Origin of the sequence: Corallococcus sp. 4LFB, from assembly GCF_046520365.1 — a bacterium.
Lineage (GTDB): Bacteria > Myxococcota > Myxococcia > Myxococcales > Myxococcaceae > Corallococcus > Corallococcus caeni.
Genome location: NZ_JBKGHJ010000726.1, coordinates 1 through 3,118, shown reverse-complemented (window position 1 = coordinate 3,118; position 3,118 = coordinate 1). Strand labels below are relative to the sequence as shown.

Here is a 3,118-nt window from a genome sequence, read left to right as displayed (position 1 = left end):
CCGCGGCCAGCACCGCCATGCCCGCGAGGCCCGGCGCAATCAGCCCCACGCGCCGGGACATCCGGTCCGACAGCCGCCCACCGAAGGGCTGCGCGAACGCGTACGTCAGCCACGACGCCGCCACCAGCGGACCCACCGCCTCCCGGGGCGCGCCCAGCTCCACCGCGTACAGCGGCAGGTACGTGGGGAACAGCGCCAGCGCGAAGGTGAAGAAGAACTGCCAGAGGAACAGCGCCGCCGCGCCCGGCCGGTCCTTCACGTAGGTGAAGGGCGACAGCAGCCCCCGGAACGCGAGCCTCCAGCCCGCGCCCGCTCCCCCCCGCGCGGCCTCCGGGCGCGGAGGCCGCGCCGGTTCGTCCAGCCCCAGCAAGAGCAGGCTGCCCGCGAGGAACAGGCCGCCCGCCAGGAAGAAGGTGCCCGCCACCGACAGCGCGCGGATGACGGCGGAGGACGCGAACAGCGCCGCGACGAACACCAGGTTCGACGTCGCGTCCAGCAGCGCGAAGAGGGTGGCGCGCTGCCGCGCGGGCGCGAAGTCCGCCACCATCGCGTTGGACACGGGCGCCGCGCTGCGCGACAGCAGCATCTTGAGGATCATCACGGCGGCGAGCGGCTGCGGGTCGTCCACCAGCGCCACTGCCGGCACCATCAGCGACGTGACGAGCGACAGGCCCACCACGAAGGGCTTGCGCCCATGGCGGTCCGACAGCGCCCCCAGCACCGGCTGCACGAAGATGGGCAGGAGCGCCCCCACCGTGTAGAGCGCGCCAATCGCCTGGAAGCCCAGCCCGCGCGAGCGCAGGTACAACGGCATCACCGGGTTGAGCAGGCCGGAGGCCGCCATGCCCAGCAGCCCCGAGCCCAGCATCACCCGCAGGTTCCCCAGCCCCCGCGTCAGCCCGTACATCTCCCGGAGGGCCCCGGCACCCTGGCGGATCATCCCCCCACCCCTTCCCCGTCGCCGGCCCCATGGGCGTGACGCTTCAGCCCCAGCACCGCGTCCACCGCCTGCGTGAGCGTGGGCACCGGCCGCACGTCCAGCGCCGTCAGGGGCGCCGGGTCGAACCCGCTGCCCTCCGGCACGAACACCGCCACCCTCCCCGCCCGCGGAAACACCTGCGTCACGTAGGACTGGGCCACGCCCAGCTTCCCCTGGAGGAACTCGCGCGGCGCGGGCGCGAGCTTTTCCCCATGCGCCTCCAGCGCCACGCCCGTGCCCAGGAAGGGCGACGGCAAGGGCAGCCCCGCGAGCAGCGCCACCCACGCGACGAACAGCGGCAGCGACGCGCTCCTGCCATCCAGCGTCACGTTCCGGCCGCGCGGCGAGACGTGCAGGTCCGTCTGTTCCCACGGCAGCGCGTAGCGCGCGCGGCCCACCGCGGCCAGGTGGCGCGCGTGGTCCTGCCACGCGGGGGTGAAGGCATTGCCCCGCGACACGTCCGTCCACAGCCGTCCCTGGCCGGGGCGCACGGACACCTCCACGGGCACGACGCGAAAGAGCGCGTGTCCGCCGACGTCCGCCTGGGTGAAGAGCAACAACTGCGTGGATGCGGGCAGCATGGGCGGGCAGGGTCGGGGCGCGAGGAAAGACACAGCCGGGAGGAGTGCTGCGGACCTCCTCCCGGCCATGAAACGCGTTACTCCGCGGCGACGACCACGGTGCCCATGCCGAGCGAGCAGGTGCACTTGTCGCTGGCGGCGGAAACGCGGACGATCTCGGACTGGATGTACATGGTGGTTCTCCTGGAGTTGATGTTTGGGTTTCGAGTCAGACGGCGGGAGCGACTACTCCGCGCGCACGGTGGTCGAGGTGAGGACCATGCCGTTGGAGCAGGTGCACTTGTCGGACGACGCGGACACGCGGACGATCTCGGACTGGATGTACATGGTGTTTCTCCTGGGATGGATTGCTGCGTTCACTGCCACTGCGGTGAAGCATGGCGGAGTGTGGACAGGGGGTCTGACATTGCCTGCCAACACACCGGTGCTTCATTCCAGCCGTGAGACGTCTCACGTCTGGCATCACGCGCACCCGGGGCGACCCGGGGACACGGGATTCCCAAAGGCCAGGGCATGACCCGGCCTGTCCCTCTCACGAGGGGAAAAGGCGCTTCAGCGGACGGCGGAAAGTCAGACGGAACGCGTGGGCTCGCAGAGCCCCAGCTCCTGGAACTGCGTCACGGTGCGCTGGACGTCCGCGCGGATGGCCTCCTCCTGGCCCGCGGCGCCCAGCCGGAGCGCCAGCGACGCCACCGCCCCGTCCAGGGACGTGCCGCCCTGGCACAGCTCGAAGATGCGCGCCGCGGTCTCGTTGACCCGGAAGACCTCTCCGCCCTCGGTGTCCAGGAGGAAGAAGGCTCCGTCCTGCTGCTGGATGATGACGCCGGAAGTCGCGTGGGGCAGGTTCAAGACATCCCCCTTCGAAGGCGCGGCCCCCGGGATTCCTGGCGGAAGCGAGAGGCGTTGGAATCCGGTTCAAGCCGCGTTGCTACAATTCCATGTTTCTAGAGACTCCAATCAACCCTGTCAATACATGTAAAGATTTGGGTTGGGGACTCATGAGAGGGTTTGCGGACGTGCCAGGTCTTGAGACGCCGCATCGCGCCAGGGAGGGGCTGGCTGTTGTGCGCTGGTGGGCGATTCGCGGGCGGGGGTGGCTTCACCGCGGGGGGCCAGGGGTGCGAAGGTGGAGGGGTGAGGAGCACTGAGCGCATGAACCGTCGGGTGGGGACGGTTTCCGAGGAGCCAGGGGCGGTGTACCGCCTCTTCGACGACATGCCCCTGGGCGTGTTCGTGCTTCGGGACGGCCTGCTCGTGCACGCGAACGCCGCCATGTCGCGCCTGACGGGCGTCGCGCGCGAGCTGCTGGTGGGACAGCCGGTGACGGCGCTCTTGTGGGAGCCGGGCCGCTGGAGGACCCGGCGGACCGGCTCGCGCGGCGGCTGGGCACGGCGCCGGTGGCGGGCACCTACGAGGCGTGGCTGCACGTCGGGGACGGCGGGGTGCGCGTGGAGTTGACGGTGCATCCGCACGCCCGGGATTGGGTGGTGCAGGTGCGCGACGTGACCTGCCGCGTGCGGCGCCGCATGGTGCTGCGGCGGCTGGCGGAGCTGGGGGG

Annotated in this window: 4 protein-coding genes; 1 reads left to right on the top strand and 3 read right to left on the bottom strand. The window is 71.1% G+C overall.

From position 1 onward, the window contains the following. From ACLEQD_RS40190 to ACLEQD_RS40180, 3 genes are all read right to left on the bottom strand, one after another. Nucleotides 1–940: MFS transporter (locus ACLEQD_RS40190; RefSeq protein ID WP_410391234.1), on the bottom strand; the 940-nt coding region annotated here is incomplete at its 3' end. Then, entirely contained in the window at nt 937–1,560 is a 624-nt protein-coding gene (locus tag ACLEQD_RS40185; RefSeq protein ID WP_410391233.1) for a hypothetical protein, read from the bottom strand. The genes ACLEQD_RS40190 and ACLEQD_RS40185, both read right to left, overlap by 4 nt. A gap of 570 nt (nt 1,561–2,130) precedes the next feature. After that, nucleotides 2,131–2,409 carry a PqqD family protein gene (locus ACLEQD_RS40180; protein WP_410391231.1) on the bottom strand — a complete coding sequence of 93 codons (279 nt, stop codon included), beginning with the start codon at nt 2,407–2,409 and terminating at the stop codon, nt 2,131–2,133. Between the two features lie 303 nt (nt 2,410–2,712). Between ACLEQD_RS40180 and ACLEQD_RS40175 the strand changes: the two genes are divergently transcribed. Continuing rightward, nucleotides 2,713–3,018, top strand: a complete 306-nt coding sequence (locus ACLEQD_RS40175) for a PAS domain-containing protein (RefSeq protein WP_410391230.1) — start codon at nt 2,713–2,715, stop codon at nt 3,016–3,018. Nucleotides 3,019–3,118 lie beyond the last annotated feature (100 nt).

What these genes read in the sequence shown, in the direction of transcription:
- ACLEQD_RS40175 (WP_410391230.1), top strand. Translation starts at nt 2,713, where the DNA reads ATGAACCGTCGGGTGGGGACGGTTTCCGAGGAGCCAGGGGCGGTGTAC.
- ACLEQD_RS40185 (WP_410391233.1), bottom strand. Translation starts at nt 1,560, where the DNA reads ATGCTGCCCGCATCCACGCAGTTGTTGCTCTTCACCCAGGCGGACGTC.